This window comes from Streptomyces sp. NPDC052040 (assembly GCF_044548405.1).
GTDB lineage: Bacteria > Actinomycetota > Actinomycetes > Streptomycetales > Streptomycetaceae > Streptomyces.
This window is the reverse complement of sequence record NZ_JBIUBV010000001.1, coordinates 147,410-171,245: the sequence shown is the minus strand read 5'-3', so window position 1 is coordinate 171,245 and position 23,836 is coordinate 147,410. Positions and strand designations below refer to the sequence as shown.

Here is a 23,836-nt window from a genome sequence, read left to right as displayed (position 1 = left end):
CGGGGGGCTCACACCTCCCACAAGGTCACCGCCCATGCGGCCACCGGGCTGTTGTTGAGCACGAGCACCAGGTCGCCCCGCTCCACCTCGCCGCTCTCCAGCAGGGCGTTGAGGTTCAGCACCACGTCGGCGGCGCCCAGGTGGCCGTACTCGGCGAGGTGCCGACCGCAGACGGGATGGATGGGCAGGCCGAGCAGGGAGGTGTAGAAGCCGTAGGCGGCGGCGGTGACGTTCTGCATCAGCGACGTCCTGATCCGGTCCCGGCCCACCCCGGCGTCCGCGAGCACCTGGTCCACCATCGCACCGAGTCTGCGTGAGCTGAGGGTGGCGAGCTGGAAGCGGTATCGCGACGGGTCCTGGCACACCTCGCGCCACTCGTACCAGGGGGTCTCCTTGTACTCGACGCGGAACAGGTCGTGGAAACTGCCGTCGGCCTGCTCGCGATGGGCCCGCAGGACCGGCCGGCCGCCACGGACCATGGTCATGGCGTACGCGCCGTCGCCGACGACCGTGACCGGGAAACGGATGCGGTCGACTCCGGTGGGGCGGCTTGCGTGGGCGATGACGACCTGCTCCCGGCCGGGGTCCGCGGCCAGCAGATCCCTGGCGAGGGCCCAGGCGGTGCTGGATCCGGTGCAGCCCAGGCCCTCGACGGTGAAGGGGAACGCCGTGTTCAGCTTCGCCTCCGTCTGCACCCGGCAGACGTCCGAGCCCAGCAGCACGTCCGGTGCCCGCGGCGCCACCAACAGCAGGGCGTCCGGCTCCCCCGGATGCGCCTCGAAGAGCTCCCGGCAGGCCCGCGCGGCGAGCGGCGCCTGCTCACTCTCGTCGAAGACTCCGACGGTCCGCACACCGCTGCCCCGGGCGAAGTCCGCGGCGGCGGCGTCCAGCATCGCGAACTCGGGGAGGTCCTCGACCGCCACCCTGGTGTCGGGCAGCAGGCAGTGGATGGCACCGATACCGATCTCCGTGCTGCTGTTCACGCGGCACTCCCTTCCGCGGCCCGCTCGGCGGTCAGAGCGACCGGCAGGCCGCTGTAGCCGCTGACGAAGTTGGAGAAGAGCCTCTGGGGCGGCCCCTGGAGGCGGATGCCGGCCACCTGGGTGCGCAGCGCGTCAAGCATCGCGTTCACATGGACGCGGCCGAGGAAGGCGCCGAGGCAGAAGTGCGGGCCATGGCCGAAGGCGACGTGCTTGTTGGGGGTGCGGGCCAGGTCGAAGACGTCCGGGTCGGTGAAGACGGTCTCGTCGAGGTTCGCCGAGCTGTTCCACAGGCTGACCACGTCGCCGGCCCTGATGGTCTTCTCGCGCAGCGGTACGTCCACCAGGGCGCGACGGCCGAAGTGCATGGCGGGGGTGGTCCAGCGCAGCACCTCCTCGGTGGCGCTGTCCACGCTCACCGCCCCGGACTTCAGGGCCCGCCACTGCCCCGGGTGTTCGGCCAGCGCGATCAGACCGCCGACCGAGGACATCCGGCTGGACTCGTCGCCGCCCAGGATCAGGCTGTAGCAGTTGAAGACGATCTCGTCCTCGCTCAGTGGTTCACCGTCGACGGTGGCCGTGGCGAGAGCGCTGATCACGTCGTCGCCGGGGTGGCGTCGGCGACGGGCGGCCAGGTCGGAGAAGTACAACAGGATCTCGTTGCGTGCGAGCCACTCCTCCGTCTCGCTGTCGTCGGCACTGTGCCGGGAGAGCGTCCTGGTGTTCCAGGCGACGAGCTGCTCACGGTCCTCGTGCGGGACGTCCATGAGGTCACCGATGGTGTTGATCGGGATCTGGTCGGCCACGTCGGTGACAAAGTCCAGCTCCCCACGGGCCAGGGCCTCGGCGACCAAGGCGCGGGTGCGTTTGTGCACACCCGCCACCACGGGCTCCAGTACCCGGGGCGAGAAGGACTTGAGCATCAGGTTGCGGATCTCGCGGTGCCGTGTGCCGTCGGTGACGGCGAGCATCTTGCGCGAGGCGGAGTCCTCCCCCTGGAGCAGGGTCGCCAGGACATTGCCCCGCTCGGAGGTGAACCGCTTGTTGTCGCGGTAGAGGGTGACGACGTCGTCGTAGGCGGAGATCACCCAGAATCCGGGGCCACGTTCGGTGGCCCGGTGCCAGAAGACGGGCTGCTCCGTGCGGAACCGGCGCCACATGTCCGGAAGGTCCACATCGAGGAAGGTCTGCGGATCGGTGAGGTCCACCGTGGCCAGGTCGGCCACGGTCTGCCGTGCCGGGTTGGTCATGTGCTGTCTCTCCAGGGGTCAGGCGCCCGCGGTGCGGTAGCGGCGGAGGCTCACCAGCGAGCAGAGGGTGAGAAGCAGGCCCAGGGACACCGCGGCAACCAACCAGGGGTGGTCCGCGGGGTAGGTGCCGCCCGTGCTCGCCGGATTGCCCCACAGCAGGCGGCAGCAGGCGATCACGGCACTGACCGGGTTCCACTCCGCGACCGGCCGGATCAGGGACGGGATGTTCTGGGGGGCCAGGAACGCGTTGGACAGGAAGGGCAGCACGATCACCACGAACGGCGTGATCACACTGATCGTCTCCACGTTGCGCAGGGTCAGAGCGAACAGCACACCCAGCCACAGCATCGCGTACACGAACACGGCGATCAGGGCGAAGCCGGCGAGCACGGACGCCGGCCCGGTGTGCGGCCGCCAGCCGAGCAGCAGCCCCGCACCGGTGACGATCGCCAGCCCCAGCATTCCCACCAGGAGGTCCGCAAGAGTGTGCCCGAAGAGCACCGCAGAGGGGCTGATCGGCAGTGAGCGGAACCGGTCGGTCATGCCCCCGCGCAGATCGAGTGCCACGGAGACCGCCGTGGGACCCAGACAGGCGAGGGCCACCTGGACGGCACCGCCGGCGAAGACGTACTCGCCGTAGGTGCCTCCGGCCGGCAGCTTGATGGAGTCCCGGAACAGATAGCCGAGCATCACCATGCTCACCAGCGGGCTGAGCGCCACGCCCAGCACCCGGGCGGGCGCCCGGCGCAGGTGCCGCAGGCGGCGGCCGGTCACGGCGGTGACCTCGATGAGGAGCGCCGGTGCGAAGGCCGGTCCGGGGGCGGCCGTCATGACCGGCCGCCGTCGTTCTCGGCGTGCCAGCGGGCCAGTTCGGCGGTGACGGCAGGGCCGATCTCCCGGAGCGGTCCGGCGCTCATCATCTCGTCGTGTGTGCAGGCGAGACGGTGGAGGTCCATCGGCCCGTCGAAGACGGGCTTCCACAGCCCGGCCTTGTCCGCGTGCTCGCCGTCGGAGAGCGGGGACCCGGAGACGAAGAGCTGCATTCTGCCGTCGTAACGTCCGGGCGCGTAGCGGGACTTGAGCAGCTGATGATGGCTCATCAGGTCGACCATCGCCGCCATCCGCCGCTCCCCCATGCGCGCCAGCGGGCTGTCGTCGCGGCGCAGGGTCTCGAAGATGTCCTGGACGGTGAGGTCCCGGTCGCCGAACTCGGAGCGGTGGTGTCCGATGCCCTCCAGCAGCCAGGCATAGAGCGACTGTTCCTCGCGGTCGTCCGGCACCCCGGTGCGCGGGTAGGCGTCGAGGACGGAGAGGACGCCGACCTCCTCACCGGCGGCCCGCAGCTGAACGGCCATCTCGTAGACGATGGTGCCGCCGAAGGACCAGCCGAGGAGGTGGTACGGACCCTTGGGCCGGACCGCCTTGATCATCCGGATGTAGTCGGTGGCGATCTCCTCGACCGACCCGGGCAGCGGCGCGAAGTCCACCACACAGGGGGCCTGGATGCCGTAGATGGGGTGTTCGGCGCCGATGTGCCGGGCGAGCGGCAGATACGGCAGGCTGAAGCCGACGCCGCTGTGCACGCAGAAAACGGGCGGAAGGCTGCCGGTCGGCCTGATGCACAGCATCGCGCTGAACGGATCGGCCATGTCGGGCTCCGTCGGGGCGGCGAGCACCTCCGACATCACCTCCGCGCCGCTGCGGTGCTCCGGCCCGGTGGCCGCCACCGGGCCGCCCCGGCAGATCTCGGCGAGTTCCGCCACGCTCTGGTGGACGAAGACGTCGGCGACGGTGATGTCCAGACCGGCCTTCCGTGCTCCGCTGACCAGCAGCAGCGACTTCATGCTGTCCATGCCGAGGTCGAAGACGCTCTGCTCGACCCCGATCCGGGGCAGCCCCAGCACCTCGCCGACGATGTCGTGCAGCACGGACTCCGTCTCGTCGCGCGGGGCGGTCCCGGCCGTCTCCCGCGTCGCCTCCGGGGCGGGGAGCGCGGCCTGGTCCACACGGCCGTCCGCGGTGACCGGAAGGGCGTCGAGCACCACGAACGCGGAGGGCACCATGTACGCGGCGAGCGCCGACCGTGCGGCCCTGGCGAGCGCGGTGGTGTCCACCACGGCCCCCTCGGCGGGGACGACGTACGCCACCAGCCGGACGTCGCCCGGACGGTCCTCACGGGCTGCCACCGCGACCCGGCCCACCACGGCTTCCGCCGCCAGTACCCACTCGACCTCGCGCAGGCCGACCCGGAAGCCGCGCACTCGCACCTGGTCGTCCGAGCGACCCACATGCCGCAGGGTTCCGTCCTCGTCCCGCCTGACCAGGTCGCCGGTACGGAACATCCGGGAGCCGGGCGGACCGTAGGGGCACGCCACGAAGCGCTCGGCGGTCGCCGCCGGGCTGCCGGTGTAGCCGCGGGCCAGGCCGTCGCCGGCCAGGTACAGCTCGCCGGGCACCCCGGGGCCGACCGGTCCCAGCCAGGGGTCCAGTACATAGGCCCGCACGTTGCCGATCGGCCGGCCCAGCGGCAGGAGGCCGGTGCCCGTCTCCTGACCGGGCTCGACGGTCCGGGAGAGAGCGGCGACGGTGGCCTCCGTCGGGCCGAACTCGGTCACGACCCGGACCGCCGGGTGGGACCTGCGCCACTCGTCCAGCCGCTCGGCCCGCACGGGCTCGTCGGCGAGGACCAGTTCGCGGGTCGGCGAACAGCCGTCGGGCAGCGCGTCCAGCAGCGCAAGATGGCTCGGGGTCGCCTTGAGGAAGGCGGCTCCACCACGGGCGACGGCGTCCTCCTCGGCGAGTTCGGCCAGGCACACCGTGCCACCCGTGACCAATGGCAGGAACAGTCCCGAGACCGAGATGTCGAAGGACAGCGGGGTGGCCAGCAGGGTGTCGTGGCCGGGGCCTCGGTAGGTGTCCCGCGCCCAGGTCAGATAGTTGACCACCGCACGGTGCTCGACGACGACGCCCCTGGGGCGGCCGCCCGCGCCGGCCGTGTGAATGACATAGGCCGGATGCGCGGGACGCAGCGGGCCCTGCCGGTCGGCGTCGGTGAGCGGCGCCGCCGACGCGGCCTTCACCGCCGGGCCGTCCAGCACCACCGGGGTCGTCCCGGTGGCCAGCATCCGCCGGGCGAGGCCGCCGGTGGTGACCACCCTGAGCGGTGTGGCCTCCGCGAACATCCGCTTGATCCGCTCGACGGGTTCGTCGACCTCGACGGGCAGGTAGGCGGCGCCCGACTTCAGGACGCCGAGCACCGCGACGACCGCCTCCGGTGACCGGGGCAGGGCGAGCGCCACGGTCCTCTCCGGTCCTGCGCCGGCCTCGACCAGGTGCCGGGCCAGCTGGTTGGAACGGGAGTCCAGCTCCGCGTAGGTGAGGGAGCCGGACTCGGCCCGGACCGCGGTGGCGTCCGGCGTGCGCGCCGCCTGTGCGGCGAACAACTCGGGCAGGGTGGTGTCGGGCACCTCCCGGACGGTGTCGTTGCACACGGTGAGCACTTGGGCGCGTTCGTCCTCGCCCAGCACGTCGAGTCGGCTGAGCCGGACGTGCGGGTCGGCAGCCACCGCGCGCAGCAGACGGACGAATCCCTGCACGATGCGTTCGGCGGTGGCCCGGGTGAACAGATCGGTGCTGTAGCCGAGCAGCCCCCGCATGGAGCCGTCCTCGGGCCACTCGAGCAGCTGTAGGGCGAGGTCGACCTTGATGCGGCTGGACTCGAGGAAGGTGGGGCGCACCGTCATACCGGGCAGCACCAGCGCAGCTTCCTCGTTGTTCTGCAGTGTCAGCATGACCTGGAACAGCGGGTGCCGGGCCAGCGAGCGCGGCGGGTTGAGCGCGTCCACGATCTGCTCGAAGGGCACGTCCTGATGGGAATAGGCGGCCAGGTCGGTCTCCCGGACCCGGCCCAGCAGTTCGGTGAATTCGGGGTCGCCCGCGGTGTCGGTGCGCAGCACCAGGGAGTTGACGAAGAAGCCGACCAGGCCGCCCAGTGCGTCGTCGGTGCGGCCCGCCACCGAGGTACCCACCGGGATGTCGGTACCGGCGCCGAGCCGGGTGAGCAGGGCGGCGAACGCGGCCTGCAGCACCATGAACTCCGTGGCACCTGCCTGCCGGGCGATGGCCACCAGGGCGGCGTAGAGCTCGGCGTCGAGTTCGAACATGACCTCGCCGCCGGAGTTGCCGCTCGCGGTCGGCCGGGGGAAGTCGGCGGGCAGGGCCAGTTCGTCGGGCAGCCCTGTCAGCGTCTGCTTCCAGTACGTCAGCAGCCGTGAGAGGCGGCTGTCGGGGTCGTCCGCGGAGCCGAGCAGCTTGCGCTCCCAGACCGCGTAGTCCGCGTACTGCACCGGGAGCGGCGCCCAGTCGGGGGCCCGTCCCGCGCACCGCGCCCGGTAGGCGGCGGACAGGTCGCCCAGCAGCGGCGCCATCGACCAGCCGTCGAAGGCGATGTGGTGGAAGACCAGCAGCAGTATGTGCTCACCCTTGCCGAGGCTGAACAGCCTTACTCTCAGGGGGGTTTCGCGGGTCAGGTCGAAGCCGAGGTCGTACTCGGCGGCGAGGGCTGCCTCCAGGGCGTCCTCGGCCAGAGCCCGCACCTTCAGCTCCGGAGCACCGTCGGCGGCGTCCAGCACACGCAGCGACGGCCTGCCGTCGGTCTCCGGGATCACGGTGCGCAGTACCTCGTGGCGGGCCGCGAGGTCACCGAGTGCGGCCCGCAGGGCATCGGCGTTCAGCCGGCCGGTGAGCCGGAAGGTCATCGGCGAGTTGTAGGTGCCGGCGGAGCGGCCCTCGCGACGGTTGAGGAACCACAGCCGCTGCTGGGCGAAGGACAGTGGCCGGCCGGCGTCCGCGGGGGCCGGTGCCAGGGCCGGGCGGGCTGCGTCGGCGGTGCCCAGCTGCCCCGCAAGGACGGCCACCGTGCGCGCCTCGAACAGCGCCCGGATGGGCAGTTCCACCCCCAGCGCCGTACGGGCCCTGCTGACCAGGCGGGTCGCCAGCAGCGAGTGGCCGCCGACGGCGAAGAAGTCGTCGTCGATGGTGACCCGGTCCAGGCCGAGCACATCGGCGAACAGGCTACAGAGGATGTCCTCCACGGGATTGCGGGGCTCACGTCCCTGCGTCGCCGTATGCGCGCTCGGCGCGGGAAGTGCCTTGCGGTCGAGCTTGCCCTGAGGAGTGAGCGGCAGCTCGGGCAGCGCCACCACCGCGGAGGGGACCATGTAGTCGGGCAGTTCGCCTGCCAGCCGCTCGCGCAGCCCCTCGGTGCCTGCGTCCCGGTCGGTGAGGACGACGTACGCCACCAGCCGCCGGTCGCCACTCTCGTCCTCGCGCACGGTGACCACGGCCTGGGCCACGCCCTCCTGGGCGAGCAGCGCGGAGGAGATCTCGCCGAGTTCGATACGGAAGCCGCGCAGCTGAACCTGGTCGTCGACCCGGCCGACGTAGTCGAGTTCGCCGTTGTCCAGCCAACGCACCAGGTCGCCGGTGCGGTACATGCGGTCGCCAGGAGCGCCGTAGGGGGTGGCCACGAACCGCTGCGCGGTGAGGCCCGGACGGCCCAGATAGCCGCGGGCGAGGCCGCCGGACACATACAGTTCGCCGGTCACGCCGACCGCGGTGGGCGCCAGGTCGGCGTCCAGGACGTGGACACGGTGCGCGGCGGTGGGGCGGCCGATGGGCGGCCGACCGGTCCCGGACAGCGGACCGGCGACCGTCGAGCTGACCACGGCCTCGGTCGGCCCGTATCCGTTGTACAGCCGCACGCCCGACGCCCAGCGTTCGACGACCTCGGCGGGCACGGCCTCACCGGCGACCGCGAGACGCAGGTCGGCCGGCAGGGTGCTGCCTTCGGGCAGTCCGCCCACCACGACCGGGGGCAGACCGGCCAGGTTGACACGGGCCTTGTTGATGAGGTCGACCAGCGGCCTGCCGGGCGTGCGGCACTCCTCGTCGGCGATCACCAGGGTGCCGCCGGTGAGCAGCGCCAGCATGATCTCCCAGACCGACGCGTCGAAGCTGAACGAGGCGAACTGCAGTACCCGGGTGTCGCTGTCCAGCCCGAAGCGCTCGACCAGGCTTGAGACCATCGCCAGCAGACCCTGGTGCGCCACGGCGACGCCCTTGGGCCGCCCGGTGGAACCGGACGTGTAGATGACATAGGCAAGATGGCGGGTGTCCAGCGGGGCACGGCGCTCGGCGTCGGCGACGTCGTGGTCGTACCGCGCGAGTTCGTCGTCGGGTGAGCCGTCGGCAGGGACCGTGACAACGGGTGCCTGCGTGCCCGGGAGCACGGCCTGGATCTCGCGCGTGGTCAGCACGGCGGCCGGGCGGGCGTCCTCCAGCATGTGGGAGATGCGGTCCGCGGGGTAGGCGGAGTCGACGGGGAGGTAGCCCGCGCCCGCCTTGAGGACCGCGAGCGCGGCGACGACCATCGTGGCCGAGCGCGGCAGCGCCACCGCGACCAGCTCCTCGGGGCCGATGCCGCGGTCTACCAGCAGGCGGGCCAGCCGGTTGGCACGGGCGTTGAGTTCCGCGTAGGTGAGTTCCTCGTCGCCGTCGACGACCGCGACGGCGTGCGGTGTCCGGGCGGCGTGCTCCTCGAAGACCTCGGTCGCCGGGCGCGACGCCGCCGGGGCCGCGTGGCCTGCCCAGGCGCCGAGCACGAGTCGGCGCTCGTCGTCGCCCAGGGCGTCCACGGTGCTCAGCCGGGCGCCGGGCGCGGCGACCAGGGCCTCGAGGACGTGCACGAAGCGGCTCAGGATCCCCTCCACGTCACGGGCGTCGAAGATGTCGGAGCGGTACTGCGCCTCCAGCCGCAGGCCGTCGCCGGGGAACACACCGAGCGCCAGCGGGTATTCGGCGATCACCCGGGCCTGCCAGCCGAGCATCGAGAGTCCGGGGATGTGCTCGCCGATGCGGTCCAGCACTCCGGTCGGGTAGTTGTGGAAGCTCACCACGGTGTCGAAGAGCTCGCCCACCCCGGCGAGTTGCTGCACCTCGGCCAGGCCCAGATGCTGATGCGGTTCGAGGGCGAGTCGGCGGGACTGCAGGTCGACCAGCATCTCCTCCAGCGTCGTCTGCGGGGTCAGGGTCACCCGCACCGGAAGCGTGTGCATGAACGAGCCCACCATCTGTTCCACGCCCGGCAGTTCGGCGGGACGTCCGGAGACGACCGCGCCGAAGGTGACATCCCGGCGGCCGGTCATCCGGCCGAGGGCCACCGCCCAGGCGCCCTGCGCGACGGTGTTCATCGTCAGGCCGCGCGCATGGGCCCACGAGGTCAGTGCCTGTGTCAGGTCCTCGGGCAGCTCCACGGTGCAGGTCCGGGGCAGCGTCTCGACCCGGCCGCGGTCGGCGGGACCGAGCCGGGTGGGCTCGTCCACTCCGGCCAGCTCCTGACGCCAGGCCGCCCGCGCGGCCTCCTTGTCCTGCGCCCCGGCCCACTCCAGGTAGCCGCGCACCGGGACGACCGGCGGCAGCGCCGAGATGTCCGCGCCGTTGGACCACAGCGTGACCAGCTCATGGGCGAGGACGGCCGACAGGGACCAGCCGTCGACCAGGATGTGATGGGCGGTCCACACCACGCGGTGGCGCTGCGGTCCGAGGGTGTAGACGGTGAACCGGGTCAGCGGGGCCTCAGCCACGTCGAACCGGCGCAGCCACTCCTCGTCGGTCAGTCGGACCGTCTCGTCCGCGCGGCTGCCCTCGGCGACGCCGGTCAGATCGACCTCGTACCAGGGCACCTCGACGGATCCGGGGATCAACTGCACGGGGTCACCGGTGTTCCGGTCACGGAAGCAGGCCCGCAGGGCGTCGTTGCGCTTCAGCAGAGCCGCCACCGCCCGGCGCAGCGCGGCCTTGTCCAGCGGGCCCTGGATGTCCATGAGGACCTGCACGGTGTAGGCATCCGTCCCATGCCGGTCGAACTCGGCCTGGAACAGCAGCCCGCGCTGCAAGGGGGACAGCGGCAGGATGTCCGTCAGTTCCTCGACCTCGCGCTCGTAGGCCTCGATCTCGTCCTGGTCCACGGCGACCAGCGGGAACTCGGAGGGGGTGCTGCCACCGGCCCCAGGGTGCCGGGCGTGTTCGGCCAGCAGGCGCAGGGCGCGGAACCACCCTTCCGCGAGCTCCCGGACGTCGCCCTCGGCAAGCAGCCCGCCGGCGTACGTCCAGGTCGCCGAGAACACCGGCCCCCCAGGTCGGTCCTCGGTGACCGAGACGACCTCGACGGGGTGACGCAGAGGGGTGTCCGGGTGGGCGCTCTGGCCGGAGGCGCCGGACTCCATGTGCCAGGGCCGGCCCGTGCCGGCGGTGAACCGGCCGAGGTAGTTGAAGCCGATCTGGGGTACCGGCTGCCGGGAGAGCACGCGGGCGGTCTGCGGGTTGATGTGCCGCAGCAGGCCGTGGCCGAGGCCGTGGCCCGGCACCGCGCGCAGCTGTTCCTTGACGCGCTTGAGCGCCCTGCCGCAGCTCGCGCCCGCGTCCGCGACCTCGCTCCAGTCGAGATCGCCGAGGTCCAGGGCGACCGGGTACACACTGGTGAACCAGCCGACGGTGCGGGAGAGGTCCGGCTCGCCGGGGATCGGCTCGCGGCCGTGTCCCTCCAGCTCGACCAGCGTCGGGGCGGCGGGGGTGCCATGCCGCCGGAGCCGGTCGGCCACCGCCAGCGCCAGGCCGGTCAGCAGAACCTCGTCGACTTCCGCGTGGAAGGCCGCCGGGACGGTGGTGAGGAGTTCGGCGGTCTGCTCGGCGGACAGTTCGACCGTGACCCGGCCTGCGGTGGCGTGGGTGTCCTGGTCGGGGTCGAGGGCCCGGGTGCCGAGCAGTGGCTCGTCGGCGTCCGACTGCGCGGTCCACCAGGACAGTTCACCGGCCCGCCGAGCGGTGCGGGCCTCCCGCGAGAGGGCCTGGGCCCAGCCGCGGTAGGAGGTGGCGACCGGGGCGAGCCGCACCGGCCGACCCGCGGTCACCTGGTTCCACGCAGCCTCCAGGTCGGGCAGCAGGATGCGCCAGGAGACGCCGTCCACGGCCAGGTGGTGGATCACGATCAGCAGGCGGCCCGGCCGGTCCGGGCCCCCGTCGAGGAGTACGGCCTGCACCATCAGCCCGTCCTCGGGCCGCAGCCTCGCACGGGCGGCGTCGAGTTGAGCGGGCAGTGGGTCCTCGGCGGTGTCGCGGACGTCGACCCGGGTGACGGTGTCCTCGGCGGACACCGCTCCGACGGGCAGGGTCTCGAGGGACCAGAGCCCGGGGGCCGGGACGGACAGCCTTGTGCGCAGGGTGTCGTGGGTGTCCAGCAACGCCTGTACCGCGGCTGTAATCCCGTCGGTGCCGATCCCGGCCGGCACCGCGACCGTGACGTACTGGCTGAACTCCCGTGCGGCGACGGGACGTCCTGCGAGTTCCTCGCGGAGCTGGTCCACGATCGGGGTGGGCTCGATCTCGCCGACGCCGTCCTGGGCAGCCGCCGGGGCTCGGTCGTCCACGGGCTGTGCGGCCGCCGCGATGGCCGCCGGTGTGCGGTGCAGGAAGACATCGCGGGAGGTGATGACCAGCCCGGCCCTGCGTGCCCTGCTGACCACCTGGATCGAGCTGATGCTGTCGCCCCCGAGGGCGAAGAAGCTGTCATCGGGGCCGACCGAGGGCAGGCCGAGCACGTCGGCCAGTACCTCGCCGATGATCTGCTGCGTACGGCTGCGCGGGGCCTCGGGTGCGGCGGCGGCCGGCGCGGCGACGTCGGGGGCGGGCAGGGCCCTGCGGTCCACCTTGCCGTGTGCCGTCAAAGGCAGCCGGTCAAGGGCGACGAGGGCCGCGGGCACCATGTAACCGGGCAGGATGTGGCCGAGACCGTCACGGACCGCGTCGGTGCCCGGGGCGTGCTCCGCGGTCGGCTCGGGCACGAAGTAGCCGATCAGCCGCTTCTGGCCGACCTGATCGGCAGTCGTGGTCACCACCGCGTCCGAGACGCCGGGCAGCGCACGCAACGCCGCTTCGACCTCGCCCAGCTCGATCCGGTGGCCGCGGATCTTGACCTGGTGGTCGCGGCGCTCGATGAAGTCCAGCTGTCCGTCGGTACGCAGTACCACCCGGTCGCCGGTCCGGTACATGCGCGCGCCCTGGCCGGCGAACGGGTCGGGCACGAAGGTGGCGGCCGTACGGCACGGGTCTGCCAGGTAACCGCGGCCCACACCGGCGCCACCGATGAAGAGTTCGCCCGGAACCCCCGGCGGCACCGGGCGCAGTTCGTCGCCCAGTACGTACAGCCGGGTGTTGCGCAGTGGCCGGCCGATCGGGACGTACGCCCCGTCCAGGAGGTCGCCCTGACGGACGTAGGCGTGCGTCACGTCGTCCGAGCACTCGGTCGGTCCGTACATGTTGACCAGCGGGATGGCCGGATAGCGGGCGAACCAGCGGTCGCACAGCCCGGGGGCGAGCGCCTCCCCGTTGGAGATCATCCAGCGCAGGCCGGGCAGGAGCGGGGTACTGCCGGTGGTGTCCCAGGCGTCGAGTGTGGCGCGCAGCAGGGAGGGGACCACCTCCAGCACGGTCAGGCCCTCGTCGCCGACAATGCCGAACAGCGTGTCCGGGTCGGCCGCGGCCTCCCGGCTCACCACGCGGACGCGCCCTCCGACCAGCAGGGTGGTCAGTGTCTGCCACACCGTGATGTCAAAGGTCACCGGTGCGTTGTGCACCAGGCTGTCCCCCCGGGTCAGGGTGAGTTCCTCGATCTTGGCCAGCAGATGGTTGATCATGCCGCCGCGCTGCACCATCGCGCCCTTGGGCTTGCCCGTGGACCCGGAGGTGAAGATGACGTACGCCAGGTCGCCGGGCCCCCCGGCGACTGGCGGCAAGTCCTCCGGCGCCAGTTCGGCGCCGTCCAGGACGATCAGGTCGAGCTGCCGTCCTGCCTCCGACGCCAGCTGCCGCGCCAGGTCCCGGTTGGCCTCGTCGACCACCAGGCAGGTCGCCGAGCTGTCGGCGAGCAGCGCGGTCAGCCGGGCGTGCGGCGAGCGTACGTCGAGCGGAAGAAAGGCCCGGCCGGAGCCGAGCACGCCCAGCTCGGCGACCACGAAGTCCCTTCCGGGCTCGACCAGCAGGGCCACCGGTCCAGAGCCGGTGAGCCGTCGGGAGAGCGCGCCGGCCCGGCCGGTCAGCCCCGCGTAGGTCAGGCTGCCCGCGTCGTCGGTCACGGCCACGGCGTCCGGGCGCTCGGCGGCCCGGGCGCGCACTCGCTCGACGACACCGACATACGGTTCGGGCCGCTCGGGGCCGGTGAGGGCGCGGGTGAGCCGCTCCTGCTCGTCGGGCGTCAACAGCTCCAGCGCGCCGAGCCGGTCGTTGGCGTCGGCGGTCACGAAGCGGTCGAGCCAGGTGATGAACCGCTTGAGGTGCGCACGGACCTCGTCGCGGTCGTAGCGGTTCTCGTTGGCGCTGAGGTCGACACCGACACCTGCCGTGCCCTTGTCGGCGACGGTGAACTCCAGGTCGTCCACCAGACCGGTGGACGGGCTCTGCAGAACGGCCTCGCAGGACCCGATCGTCAGCTTCTCGATCTGCGGCATCATGTTCAGGAACGGACCGAACGGACGCCGGTCGTCGCTGGCCAGACCCATTCCGCGCCGTACCTTGCTGACGCGGTAGCGCTGGTGCTTGAGGGCTCCGCCGACCTCCTTGTGCGCGGCGGCGAGCAGCTCGCCCCGGGTCGTGCGCGGCCCGGTCCGCAGGCGCAGCGGCAGATAGTTGACGACCATGCCGGGAATGTTCTGCAGGGTGCCGCCGACCCGGGCGGTGACCGGCAGCGACAGCATGACGTCGTTGTTCCCGGTCATCCTCTGGGTGTAGGCACCCAGCGCGGCGACCAGCACGGTCTGCCAGGTCACCCGGGCGTCCCAGGCCACGGTCCGCAGTCGCTCGGCGAGATCGTCGGCGAGGACGGTGCTCTCGCGCAGGAACGACTGGGCCGGCTCGGCGTCCCGGCGGGCCAGGGTCACCGGCTCGGGGGCTTCGGCGAAGTGGTCCTCCCAGTAGGCACGGTCGCGCTCCTGGCGAGGGGAGTCCTGGTAGGCGGCCTCGGCCTCGATCAGCGTGCTCAGCGGGGCGAACCGCCCCTCGTCGAGCGAGGTGCCCGCGCTCATCGCCCCGTAGATGGCGGACAGCCGCTGCCAGTAGATGACGTAGCTGAATCCGTCGGACGCCAGGTGGTGGTTGAGCAGGCAGAAGATCGTGCGGTCCGCGGCGAGCGTGAACAGACTGAACCGGAACAGGGGCGTGTCGCCGCCCACCACGAAGGGCACTCGCAAGTCGGCACGGATGGCTTCGTTGGCGGCGGCCACGGGGTCGGCGGTGCCGCTGACGTCGGTGATCGTCAGCGGCAGTTCACCGAGGTCCTCGACGACCTGGCGGGGTTCGCCGTCGACCTCGAAGAAGCGGGCGCGCAGGCACTCCGACTCCTCGGCGAGCCGGGCCAGCGCCGCCGTGAACTGCTCGCGGTCCAGCGGACCCTTGATGTCCCAGTAGATCGCGGTGTTGTACGTGGCTCCGCCGCCGGTGAGCTTCTCGTCGAACCAGATGTCCTTCTGGCCAGCGGTGAGCGGCAAGCCGGCCGTCGGCACACGAGTCATTGCAATCCCCTCGGAAAGGTTCACCGGATCCATGCAGCCGTCCCGGCCGACGCGGCGCGATCAGCGCTCAAGGGCTTGGGGCCATGCATGTGGTGCTGCTTCGTGCCGGCTGTCCGCAGCGGTCGAGGCAGCTTCGTGATCGATGGTGGTCGAGCGCGCTGACAGCGCACTGACCGAGAACTGACGGTTCGCCGGGGACGGTCAGCCGCAGCCGCCCGCGTGGCCGTCGTCGGCCGAGCGGCCGACGCCCACCGCGCCCGCGGTGGCGGGGGCCAGGTATGTCACGGAGGGCGCCTTGGTGCGCAGGTGCTCCACGAAGGCGTCGAGTCGGTCGAGCCCCCAGTAGCGGGTGAAGCCCTGCACGAAGAAGGGCACTCCGAAGACGCCGTCCTTGCAGACCTCCATCAGGATGTCCGCACCCCTCTCGCGCAGGTCGGGATCCTCCGCGGCGCGGGAAATCACTTCGGATCCGATCCCCAGGTCGCGGCCGATGTCCGCGATGGTCGCCGGGTCGCAGATGTTGCGCCCCTCGCTGAAACGGGCGTGGTAGGCCGCGGCCACGTAGTCGTGCCCGCGGCCCTCCCGGGCCGCCACCAGGTAGCCCAGGTGCGGCACCTCCCAGACCGGTTCGACGTCCACGGGCCAGTTCACCGCGATGCCGCGTGCCTTCGTGATCCGGCCGACGTCCTGGAGGACGTAACGGTTCTTCTCCCGGGACATCTCCGAGTACGGAAACCGGCCGCCGCGTTCTTGCAGCATCCGCGCGCTGGTCTCGTCCGGTTCGAAGAAAGGCAGCCACTCCAGCCTTTCCATCAGGTCCTTGTGATGTTCCGTCAGCTCCATGTAGGCGAGCCAGGAGTACGGGCTGCGCAGTGAGAAGTAGAAGCGGGGAGTCTTGTTCTGGGGCATGCTGCTCCTCAACCGAATCAGACGACGAGGCCGCCGTCGATGCCGAAGACCTGACCGGTGATGTAGGCGGCTCGGTCGGAGACCAGGAACGACACCAGGTCCGCCACCTCCCGGGGGTGGCCCAGACGGCCGAGCGGGATACGCCCGGTCATCTTCCGTGTGTGCTCCGGCGCCAGCCCGGAGAGCATGTCGGTGTCGATGAAGCCCGGCGCCACGGCGTTGACGCGCACGCCGTAGCGTCCGGACTCCTTGGACAGCGCCTTGGTGAAGCCGATGATCCCGGCCTTGGACGCCGAGTAGTTCGTCTGCGTCGCGTTGCCGTACACACCCGCCACGGAGGACATCGTGACGACGGTGCCCGCCCGGCGCTTCATCATGGCGAAGACGGCGGCTTTGCACAGGTGGAAGGTGCCGTCCAGGTTGGTGCTCAGTACGGCGTCCCATTCGTCCTCGGGCATCATCACCAGTGGGTTGTCGCGGACGATGCCCGCGCACGAGACTGCCGCGTGCAGGGGGCCGAGCGCGTCCTCCGCGGCCCGCACGAAGTCCCGTACGGCGCGGGCGTCCGCGACGTCGACGCGGGCGGTGAACACGCCCGCGCCCTCCTTCTCGGCCTCCTGGGCGACCGACAGCGCCGCCTCCTCGTCGGACCGGTAGCAGAACGCGACGTCGTACCCGTCCTGCGCGAGACCGGTGACCACGTGCCGTCCGATGCCCCGGGAACCCCCGGTCACCAGCGCCACCCTGCGGGCGTTCGTCTCCATTCAGTTCTCCTCGTTCGTCGCTGCGGCGAGCAGCGCGCAGCCGGCCGTGCCGTCCCGGTCGACCGCCGTCACAAGGGCGAGTGCGCCGGGCGGGATCTCCTCGTCGTCGAACACCGACAGCACCGCCGCGAGTTGCAGGCTCACGGTCGCCGCCGAGGTGTCACCCAGAAGCGGGCGACAAGCGAGCAGACGGGGCACCGTCGGCCCGAGGACGTCCCCGATCGCGGCCTCTTCGACGCCCGCCAGGCTCCCGCCTGTTTGTGCGGGGGCCACCACGCACACGTCCTCGGCATGCACACCGGCCTGCTTCAGGGCCCCGCGCACACATTCCGCCAGGGCGGCGCGGGCGTCGGACGGTGCGGCGAAGGCGCGGAACCGAGTGGTCAGCAGGTGGGCCCGCACACGTCGGCCGGCAGCCCGGGCGCCCTGCGCGGTCTCCAGCAGGAACACCGCGCCGCCCTCGCCCAGTGGGGACGTCCGGTCGTCGCCGTCCCGGCCGTGCCATTCCAGCCAGGCCCGCTGCTCGGAGTACTCCTCGGCCGCCCCGCACAGCACTCGCGCACAATGGCCGCCGCGATGCAGCCGCATGGCGTAGCTCAGTGCTGTCAGTCCGGTCAGACGGCCGGCGGCGATGGTGGTGTTCGGCCCTTTGATGCCGTGCCAGATGGCGCTCTGTCCGGCGGCTCGGTTCATCACCGTGTTCGGGAAGCGGGCCGGGTCGACGTGGTAGGGGCGTTCTCCCACGAGTGAGTCGCGGGTGAAGTCCATGATGCTCTGCACGCTTCCCGAGCCGGTGCCCAGCACCAGCCCGGTCTCCTCGGGCCGGGAGGCCAGCTCCGGCCCGCCGTCGGCCAGCACCAGTCCGACGGTGGTCACCGCGATGGCGGTGACCCGGTCCATGGTGCGGGTGCCTTTGCGGCCGATGTGCTCAGCGACGTCGAAGCCCGGCACCGGCGCACCCTCGGTGAACGGTCCTGGCCAGGTCGCCGCGTCGAGTGCGCCGATCGCGCTGCGGCCGGCCCGGATGCCCGCGCGAAACTGCTCGGTGCCGACTCCGTAGGGGGACACCGCCGACCAGGCGGAGAAGACCAGTGCGGGCATCAGGCGGCCTCCCGGTACCGGCCCAGGATGAGCACGGCGTTGTTGCCCGCGAAGGCGAGCGCGTTGTTCTGCACCACGGACAGCTCGGCGGCCCGCGCCTCGTTGGGCACGCAGTCCAGCCCGCAGTCCGGGTCGGTCTCTCTGTGGTTGATGGTGGGCGGGATGAATCCCTCGGCAATCGCCAGCGCACAGGCGGCAGAGCCCAGGGCACTTGCCGCGCCCATGCTGTGACCGACCATCGACTTGATGGAGACGGTGGGCGGCGGAGTGTCGAAAACTTGCCGGATGGCGCCCGCCTCGGTCACGTCGTTGGCCTTGGTACCGGTGCCGTGGGCCGAGATGAAGCCGACGTCCCCCGCACTGATCCCGGCGTTGCGATGGGCCAGTGCCATGCAACGGGCGAGGCTGTCCCGGTCGGGCGCGACAGGATGATGGGCGTCGCAGGTGAGCCCGTACCCCAGGACCTCGGCATAGATACGCGCGCCGCGGGCGCGGGCGGACTCCAGACTCTCCATCATGAGGATGCCCGCGCCCTCACCGGTGAGGATGCCCTTGCGGTCCCGGTCGAAGGGCTGGCACATCTCGGGGGCGATGGTGCCCAGCCGGTAGAAGCCGGCGAAGGTCTTGCGACACACGGCGTCGGCTCCGCCGCACAGCGCCACGTCGACGTCACCGGCTCGGATCGCGTCGTAGCCGCTGCCGATCGCGTAGTTGCCGGCCGCGCAGGCGGTGGGAATGGTCAGGGCCTCGACGTCGGTCAGTCCGAGCTCACGGACGATACTCGAGGACAGCCGACCGGCATGAGCCCGCCGCACGACGCCCGGGGTGAGGTGCTCCGGGCCCTTGTCGAGTTGTTCGCCGACGAGCAGATCCAGGTCGCGTGACTCCGCGTCCGTGGTGCCGACGGACACCATGGTCCGGCGGCCGCGGAGCTCCTCCGGGCTGAGCCCCGCGTCGTCGACGGCCATGGTGGCCGCCGCCACCGAGAACTGGGCCGCCCGGCCCAGTTCCTCCGGTGTGAAGGTTCGGATCCATTCCGCCGGGTCGAAGCCGGCGACCTCACACCCGTTGGAGTGCGCGAAACCAGCCGTGTCGAAGGCTGTGATGGGCTTGGCCCCGCTGCGGCCGGCCCGCAGGCCGGCCAGGAACTCCTCGACCCCGAGGCCGATGCTGGTGACCAGGCCGAGTCCGGTGATCACCACCTGGCGCGGCCGCTGATCGTTGTCGTACACCCTGTACTCCAGTCCCTCACGCCCAGCCGGGGCGGCCCCGGCCGGGCAGCGCCGACTACTTGGCGGCCACGGCCTGGTCGACGACTGCGACCACGGCGTCAAGGTTGACCATGCGGGGCAGCACGTTCTGGTCGAGGTCGATCCCGTACGTCCGCTCAAGGGTGGAGAGGATCTCGATCGCGCCCATCGAGTCGGCCTCGTGGTCCTCCTTGAACCGGCTGGTGCCGGTCATGTCGGACGGCTCGATCTCGAGGATGTCGCAGATGATGTCCTTGATCTCGGCACGACGTTCGGCGCTGGTGGCTGCAGTAGTCATGCAGACGATGCTGGAGCAACCGGCTGACAGCCCACTGACCGCGAACTGACGTGGCTCCCAAGGAGAGTGGAGAGGCGGCTCAGCCCGAACCGGGCAGGTCCTGCGGAGGGTCCGTGAGGAAACGCTCGACCTCGCGGAAGTCCTCGGGGCGAGCCACCATCCACGACCAGAAGCGCGGAATGGTACGGGCGTAGTCGCAGTAGTAGCGGCGTACGTTCTCCACCAAGCTCGCCACCGTGGGCCGGGCGAGCGACCCCGTGCGCCACACCAGCAGCAACTCGCAGATGTGGGCGTCGACGACCGGGACCAGGCTGACGTCCTTGGTGGCGCCGGTCGGCACGGTCAGCGCAGCCACACCGGCCTCGCGGACCCAGCTCATCGCCTCGTGATGCCCGCGTACCCGGTGTGCCGGTGCGGGTTGGCCCTCGACGAGGTCGGCGAAGGCCGCGTCCTCGTGGTCGTGGAACCAGTGGCCGCGCGCGTAGCGCACCCAGCGGAGGGACCGCACGTCGGCCGCACCAACGAGCCCGTGTTCGGACAGCGGGTGGCCGGGCGGCACAGCCAGCCACACCGGCTCACGGATCACGACTGCCGTGCTGAGAGGCAGCTTTCTGACATCGGCCGTCTGGCGGTCCGGAGGACTGGGCACCAGTGCCAGGGTGAGCAGCCCCTCGGCAACCGCGCTCATGGCGTCGGCCGGATCCACCGTCTCGGTCTGCACCTCGGCGGAGGACAGAGACGCGGCGATCGCGTCCTTGAGGGTGGGCGGCGTCCACTCCACGTTCCCGACCCGCAGCGTGTCGGTGCTCTGTGCGGCCACCTCGGCGATGAGGGCGTCACCGCGCCGTGCCAGATCGACGAGCATCGGGATCAGCCGTTCGCCCAGCGGGGTGGGCACCACACCGCTGTGCGACCGCACGAAGAGCTCTCCTCCGAACTCGCGCTCCAAGCGGCGCAGTTGGGAAGAGATTGCAGGCTGAGGAAGGTTGAGTTTGGCTGCGGCCGAGGATATGCTCCCGGCGCTTGCGATGGCGGCTACGAGTCGGGCGTGCCGTAACTCGACGCGCATGACAGACCCAGCCCCCAGTTCCCCCAGACACCTGCAACGGTCCACCACGTTGCAAGGGCCACATGCCTCAATCACCGTAACACTACGGTAATTGAGGCACGCCGGCACGGGATTTTGGCGCGGATCACTGCCCCGGGAGGCGGCCGGCCCGCTCAGCCGGTGAGCACCAGGGAGCCGCGGGGAGGCCCGAGGACGTCGTCCTGGTGGAGGATCGCCTGGTACACCGCGTGCAGAGAACGCCCCGGCTCCACGCCGAGGTCCTCGGCCAGGCGCCTACGGGCCTGGTGGAACACATCGAGCGCCTCGGTCTGCCGGCCGTCACGGTACAGAACCTGCATCAGCAGCTCGCTGAGGCGTTCGTGGCCGGGGTACTCGGCGGCGAGCTGACGCAGCTCCGGCACCGGCGTACGTTCCGAACCGACCGCCAGCTTCGCAGCGACCCAGTCCTCATAGGCGATGAGCCGTCGCTCCTCGAGGCGCTCGGACGCCGTCCGGCAGCGGAACCCCTCACTGACGTCCAGCAGAGCCACGCCCCGCCACATATCGAGCGCCTGTTCCAGCAGGACGGCCGCAGCCGCGGGGTCCCGGCCGAGCAGGGCCGCGCCCTCGTCAGCGAGGGCCGCGAAGCGGTGAGCGTCGATCGCCTCGGGTCTGAGGTCCAGCAGATACCCGGTGCCCACGGTACGCACGAGTTGCCTGCCCTCACCGCCGGCCACGGTCACCAGGAGCTTGCGCAGTCGGGTCACGTTGGCCTGAAGCGCATTCTTCGCGTTGGCGATGGGTTCGTCGCCCCACAGCTCGTCCACGAGCTGGTCGAACGGAACAGGCCGACCCGGGGTCAGGGCCAGCAGGGCAAGCACCGAGCTCACCCGCTTCGACGTGACGTCCCAGCTCCGTGTTCCTTGAGTGAGCAGAAGTGAGCCAAGTATGCGGATCTCCACGATTCGACACCCCCGTCTTCGTTTGATCCACATCTTTGCCTGCCCCATCGCGGCTGAGAAATATCAAAAACTTCAATCCTGTCATACCTGACAGATATGGCTAAGGAATCAGCCATTCCGGACTGGTTTCTGAGCCAAAATGACGCTGGGCCGCTCAGCGTGTGAGCGGCCCAGCGCCTGGCCTTCCCGGGGGTTTGAAAGGCCGTTTCGCGCGGCTGCCGATAAGGCAGCCGTGGTTCAGATGCGCCCGGACTCCCGTGCCCGGTACGGGGTAATCCCGTCGGAATCAGTCAATCCGGTCTGCCGTGATGGGGTCGCGCGCATCCCTCGGGACGGCCACCAGATCACCTTGCCCAACAGGGTGAGAATCGACGGCAGGATCATGATCCGCACGATGAACGCGTCGAGCAGGACCGCGGCGGCGAGGACGAAGCCCATCTGCTTCATCTCGACCAGGGTGAGGAAGGCGAAGCTGGCGAACACGGTGACCATGACCACCGCCGCACTCGTCACCACGCCCGCGGAGCTGCCGATTCCCTCCAGTACGGCACTGCGGGTGTCCAGGCCGCGCTGGGCCGCCTCCCTGATCCGGCTGACCACGAAGACCTGGTAGTCCATCGACAGCCCGAAGAGGATGACGAACAGGAACAGCGGCACCCGAGCGCCGATCGATCCGGTGGAGTGGAAGTCGAGAAGGCCCTCCGCCCAGTGGCCCTGGAAGACCAGAACCAGCAGGCCGAAAGCGGATGCCGCGGAGAGCAGGTTGAGCAGGCTGCCGATCACGCCGATGACCACCGACCGGAAGGCCAGCACCGTCACGGCGAACGTCACCAGCAGCAGGCAGCCGATGACCAGCGGGAGCTTGGAGTTCTGGTGGTCCAGGTAGTCGGAGTCACGGGCGATGTCACCGGTGACATAGGCCTCGGCGCCGGGCACCTTGCCGACGGTCGCGGGCAGATAGTCGTCACGGATGTGGTCGAGGGACTGGAGCGCCTGGGACGAACTGGGTTTGAACGGCACGGAGAGCATCAGGCTGGTGATCCGCCGGTCGCCGGAGGAGCTCAGCTCGAACCCGGCGCCCTTGGCGAACAGCGGGTCCGCCTGGGCCCGCCTGCGCAGGTCCTCCATCGCCCGCACCACCTGCGGTGAGCGGTCCGCGTCGTCGCGCACCACCACCTGGTGCTGGACGAGCATCTCCGGGAACGCGGCAGTCATTCGGTCGTAGGTCTGCACAGAGGGGATCTTGCGGGAGAAGGTGTCCTTCCCCAGCACACTCAGTTTCAGGTCGAGGGCGGGCGCTGCCAGACCCAGCATGATGAGCACCGAGACGAGCAGGGTGATCCCGGGACGCCGGGTGGCGGGCCCGAGCAGGGCGCTCCACGTTCTGCTCGTCCCGCCGTGGCCGCGGGTCCGCTTGCCCTCGGCCGAACGGCGGGCCGCACGGCGTTCGGCGCGGGCACCGAGCTTGGCCAGCAGAGCGGGCAGCACCGTCAGTGAGCTGGCCACGGCGACCGCGACGACGATGACAGCACCGGTGGCGAGCGAAGAGAAGATGACGTCGGTTGCCAGGTACAGCGTCGCGGTCGAGACGATCACCGCGAAACCGGAGACCACGATGGCCCGGCCGGCGGTGGCCGCCGCGAGTTCCACGACGGCTTGCGAGCCGAGGTGGCCGTCGGCCCTGGCCCGCTCTTCGCGGTCCCGCTTCAGATAGAAGAGCGAGTAGTCGACGCCGACGGCCAGGCCGATCAGCAGGATGACGTTGTTGCCGACACCGGCGTCCGGCAGCACATGCGAGGCCAGGGCGGACAGGCCCATGGCGGCGGCAATGGAGGAGAGCGCCAGAAGGACCGGAAGACCCGCCGCGATCACCGAGCCGAAGGCGATCATCAGCGTGATGATCGTGACCGGCAGGGTGAGCATCTCGGAGAACGCGAGATCGTCACCGCGCTGCTGGTCGAGGCCCTTGCTCATCGAGGGGCCGCCGGTCTCCTGAACCCTCACCTCGGGGTGTGCCTTCTGCACGGCCGCGGTCTGCTCGACCAGCGGGCCGACCTTCTTGCGCGCGGCGAGCTCCTCACCCGTCATGACGACCTGGACCATGAGGACCTTGCCGTTGCGGGAGAGGACGGGCTTCTGGACCCGGTCGACCTCCTGGAGCCTGCCCATCCGCGCGGTGACGTCCGCGGCAGCGGCCCGGGCCGCGGACACGTCGAGCGGGCCGGACCGGGAGTCGATGACGATCTGCTCGACCGGCCGGCGCTGCAGGCCGCCCTCCGTCGCGATCGCCTCCGCCTTACCGGCCTTGCCGACCCGGTAGTCCTCGGTGGTGGCGCTGTGGGTACCGACGGCGGCCGACAGTCCGAGGCACAGTGCGACAAAGACGAACCAGCCGACGACGGCGCGCCAGGGGTGAGCCGCGCTCCAACTCGCCACCCTGACGGTGACCGAGCGTTTCTCCACTGTCTCCAGCCCCTTACTCGCGTCGCTACTTTCTTCTACATGTAAGTCTGAGATTACAGGCGTAAGAGCAAACGTCAATTGCTCTTCGTGTCGCCTGGGGGCTGTCGGACGGCGGTTGGGCCACATCCAGCCATTCGGCACGGACCCAGCTCCCGGTTTCGGCGGGCCCAGTCCGCATCCGCATCAGAAAA

At 70.9% G+C, this 23,836-nt stretch carries 12 protein-coding genes; all 12 read right to left on the bottom strand.

Annotated elements, in window-relative coordinates; genetic code table 11:
- Positions 1-8 precede the first annotated feature (8 nt).
- Complete coding sequence (locus ACIHAA_RS00670) at positions 9-983, bottom strand: 3-oxoacyl-[acyl-carrier-protein] synthase III C-terminal domain-containing protein (protein WP_399811128.1); 975 nt, start codon at positions 981-983, stop codon at positions 9-11.
- The gene (locus ACIHAA_RS00665) at positions 980-2,230 is read right to left on the bottom strand and encodes a cytochrome P450 (RefSeq protein WP_399811126.1); all 1,251 of its coding nucleotides are present in this window, start codon (positions 2,228-2,230) and stop codon (positions 980-982) included. Before ACIHAA_RS00665 ends, ACIHAA_RS00670 begins: the two co-directional genes overlap by 4 nt.
- A gap of 18 nt (positions 2,231-2,248) precedes the next feature.
- Positions 2,249-3,061, bottom strand: a complete 813-nt coding sequence (locus ACIHAA_RS00660) for an ABC transporter permease (RefSeq protein ID WP_399811124.1) — start codon at positions 3,059-3,061, stop codon at positions 2,249-2,251.
- Positions 3,058-14,850 carry an amino acid adenylation domain-containing protein gene (locus tag ACIHAA_RS00655; protein WP_399811122.1) on the bottom strand — a complete coding sequence of 3,931 codons (11,793 nt, stop codon included), beginning with the start codon at positions 14,848-14,850 and terminating at the stop codon, positions 3,058-3,060. The genes ACIHAA_RS00660 and ACIHAA_RS00655 overlap by 4 nt, the downstream gene beginning before the upstream one ends.
- Before the next feature lie 201 nt (positions 14,851-15,051).
- The gene (locus ACIHAA_RS00650; RefSeq protein WP_399811120.1) at positions 15,052-15,759 is read right to left on the bottom strand and encodes a 2-hydroxychromene-2-carboxylate isomerase; all 708 of its coding nucleotides are present in this window, start codon (positions 15,757-15,759) and stop codon (positions 15,052-15,054) included.
- 17 nt (positions 15,760-15,776) lie between these two features.
- Positions 15,777-16,523 carry a 3-oxoacyl-ACP reductase FabG gene (gene fabG, locus ACIHAA_RS00645; RefSeq protein WP_399811117.1) on the bottom strand — a complete coding sequence of 249 codons (747 nt, stop codon included), beginning with the start codon at positions 16,521-16,523 and terminating at the stop codon, positions 15,777-15,779.
- Complete coding sequence (locus ACIHAA_RS00640; protein WP_399811114.1) at positions 16,524-17,624, bottom strand: beta-ketoacyl synthase N-terminal-like domain-containing protein; 1,101 nt, start codon at positions 17,622-17,624, stop codon at positions 16,524-16,526.
- Positions 17,624-18,856: a beta-ketoacyl-[acyl-carrier-protein] synthase family protein gene (locus tag ACIHAA_RS00635; protein WP_399811111.1), complete on the bottom strand. Its 1,233-nt coding sequence runs from the start codon at positions 18,854-18,856 to the stop codon at positions 17,624-17,626. The genes ACIHAA_RS00640 and ACIHAA_RS00635 overlap by 1 nt, the downstream gene beginning before the upstream one ends.
- Positions 18,857-18,911: 55 nt before the next feature.
- Positions 18,912-19,172 (bottom strand): acyl carrier protein, encoded by a 261-nt coding sequence (locus ACIHAA_RS00630; RefSeq protein WP_399811108.1) that lies wholly within the window; start codon positions 19,170-19,172, stop codon positions 18,912-18,914.
- 79 nt (positions 19,173-19,251) lie between these two features.
- Positions 19,252-20,241, bottom strand: a complete 990-nt coding sequence (locus tag ACIHAA_RS00625) for a LysR family transcriptional regulator (RefSeq protein WP_399811105.1) — start codon at positions 20,239-20,241, stop codon at positions 19,252-19,254.
- A 152-nt stretch (positions 20,242-20,393) separates the two neighbouring features.
- On the bottom strand, positions 20,394-21,110 hold the full coding sequence (locus tag ACIHAA_RS00620) for a BTAD domain-containing putative transcriptional regulator (RefSeq protein WP_399811102.1): 717 nt from the start codon (positions 21,108-21,110) through the stop codon (positions 20,394-20,396).
- A 309-nt stretch (positions 21,111-21,419) separates the two neighbouring features.
- Positions 21,420-23,645 carry an MMPL family transporter gene (locus ACIHAA_RS00615; protein WP_399811099.1) on the bottom strand — a complete coding sequence of 742 codons (2,226 nt, stop codon included), beginning with the start codon at positions 23,643-23,645 and terminating at the stop codon, positions 21,420-21,422.
- Positions 23,646-23,836: the final 191 nt, after the last annotated feature.

Coding starts and splice junctions, on each gene's coding strand:
- ACIHAA_RS00665 (WP_399811126.1), bottom strand. CDS start 2,230: ATGACCAACCCGGCACGGCAGACCGTGGCCGACCTGGCCACGGTGGAC.
- ACIHAA_RS00640 (WP_399811114.1), bottom strand. CDS start 17,624: ATGCCCGCACTGGTCTTCTCCGCCTGGTCGGCGGTGTCCCCCTACGGA.
- ACIHAA_RS00660 (WP_399811124.1), bottom strand. CDS start 3,061: ATGACGGCCGCCCCCGGACCGGCCTTCGCACCGGCGCTCCTCATCGAG.
- ACIHAA_RS00655 (WP_399811122.1), bottom strand. CDS start 14,850: ATGACTCGTGTGCCGACGGCCGGCTTGCCGCTCACCGCTGGCCAGAAG.
- ACIHAA_RS00630 (WP_399811108.1), bottom strand. CDS start 19,172: ATGACTACTGCAGCCACCAGCGCCGAACGTCGTGCCGAGATCAAGGAC.
- ACIHAA_RS00625 (WP_399811105.1), bottom strand. CDS start 20,241: ATGCGCGTCGAGTTACGGCACGCCCGACTCGTAGCCGCCATCGCAAGC.
- fabG (WP_399811117.1), bottom strand. CDS start 16,523: ATGGAGACGAACGCCCGCAGGGTGGCGCTGGTGACCGGGGGTTCCCGG.
- ACIHAA_RS00650 (WP_399811120.1), bottom strand. CDS start 15,759: ATGCCCCAGAACAAGACTCCCCGCTTCTACTTCTCACTGCGCAGCCCG.